The organism is Pseudomonas agronomica, from assembly GCF_025917275.1.
GTDB classification, from domain to species: domain Bacteria; phylum Pseudomonadota; class Gammaproteobacteria; order Pseudomonadales; family Pseudomonadaceae; genus Aquipseudomonas; species Aquipseudomonas agronomica.
In genome coordinates this window covers 1-1,553 of the sequence record NZ_JAOSHO010000789.1, presented here as the reverse complement: position 1 = coordinate 1,553, position 1,553 = coordinate 1, and the positions used below count along the sequence as shown (strand labels likewise).

1 protein-coding gene is annotated in these 1,553 nt (G+C 64.1%); it reads left to right on the top strand.

Annotation, left to right across the window (positions count from 1 at the left end; genetic code table 11):
- Positions 1 to 57: 57 nt before the first annotated feature.
- Positions 58 to 1,485, top strand: coding sequence for a multidrug transporter subunit MdtD (mdtD, locus tag OC610_RS27150; RefSeq protein ID WP_264432457.1), 1,428 nt, complete (start codon positions 58 to 60; stop codon positions 1,483 to 1,485).
- Positions 1,486 to 1,553 lie beyond the last annotated feature (68 nt).

The window sequence follows — 1,553 nt, the reverse complement described above, 5'->3', positions numbered from 1 at the left end:
TCGCCACAAGAGCTTCCTTGCCACTGGTAGCTGTTCACTTTTCACACAAGAGGTCCCATGCCCAACCGCGCTCCCCTCGATGCCGTCACCGCCCGCTGGCTCCCGTGGGTCGTGGCGATTGCCTTTTTCATGCAGTCCCTCGACGGGACCATCCTCAACACTGCCCTGCCCGCCATGGCCAGTGACCTGGCGGAAAACCCGCTGCGCATGCAAGGCGTGATCATCGCCTACATGCTCACCGTGGCGCTGTTGATCCCGGCGTCGGGCTGGATCGCCGACCGCTTCGGCACCAAGAAGATTTTCTTCGGCGCGATCCTGTTGTTCAGCTTCGGCTCCTTGCTCTGCGCCTTGTCCAGTTCGTTGAGCATGCTGGTCGGCGCCCGGGTCATCCAAGGCCTGGGCGGTGCACTGATGCTGCCGGTGGGCAGGCTGGTGGTGCTTCGGGCGTATCCCCGCTCGGAGCTGGTACGAATCATGGGGTTTATCACCATTCCCGGGCTGCTCGGCCCGCTGATCGGCCCGACCATGGGCGGTTGGATGGTGGAATACATGACCTGGCACTGGATCTTCATCATCAACCTGCCGGTGGGCGTGATCGGCTGCTATGCCGTGTGGAAATTCATTCCGGACCTGCGCGGCAGCGAGCGCACGCGCTTCGATGGCCTGGGCTTTTTGCTGTTTGGCGCGGCGATGGTGCTGATCACCATCGCCATGGAAGGCCTGGGGGAACTGCACCTGCCGCACCTGCGGGTGATGTTGCTGCTGTTCGGCGGCATGGCTTGCCTGGCGGCGTACTGGTTGCGGGCCGGGCACGTCGAGAACGCGCTGTTCCCTCCGTCGCTGTTCAAGACCCGGACCTTCGCCGTGGGCATCCTCGGCAACCTGTTCGCGCGCCTGGGCAGCGGCGCCCTGCCGTTCCTGGTGCCGTTGTTGTTGCAAGTCGCCCTGGGCTATTCGCCCTCCCAGGCGGGGATGAGCATGCTGCCACTGGCGGCCGCGGCGATGGTCGCCAAATCGGTCGCCCGGCCATTGATCGAGCGCTTCGGCTATCGCATTGTCCTTACCGCCAATACCCTCGCCCTGGGCGTGATGCTGGCAAGCATGGGCCTGGTCAGCGAACAGACTCCGTACTGGCTGTTGCTGGCGCATCTGGCGGTGCTGGGGGCAATCAACTCGCTGCAATTCACCGCGATGAACACCGTGACCCTGATCGACCTGGACGACGCCAGCGCCAGCAGCGGCAACAGCCTGTTGTCAGTGGTGGCGCAACTGTCCCTCAGCCTCGGCGTAGCGTGTGCCGGCGCCTTGCTTGGCGGCTTCACGGCCCAGGTTGGCAACGACGGCGTGGACACGGTGTTGGGCGCGTTCCAATTGACCTTCGTGACGGTGGGGATCATGGCGATGCTGGCGGCAACGATTTTTTCCCAGTTGTCGAAACAGGATGGGCGACGGGCCAAGCGGCCGGATGAACATATCGAGCATTAACGGGGGGGGACCTGCTCCCGCTGGAGCGCCGGCGCTATGTAGCTGCGTAGGGAGCTGCGTAGGAGCTG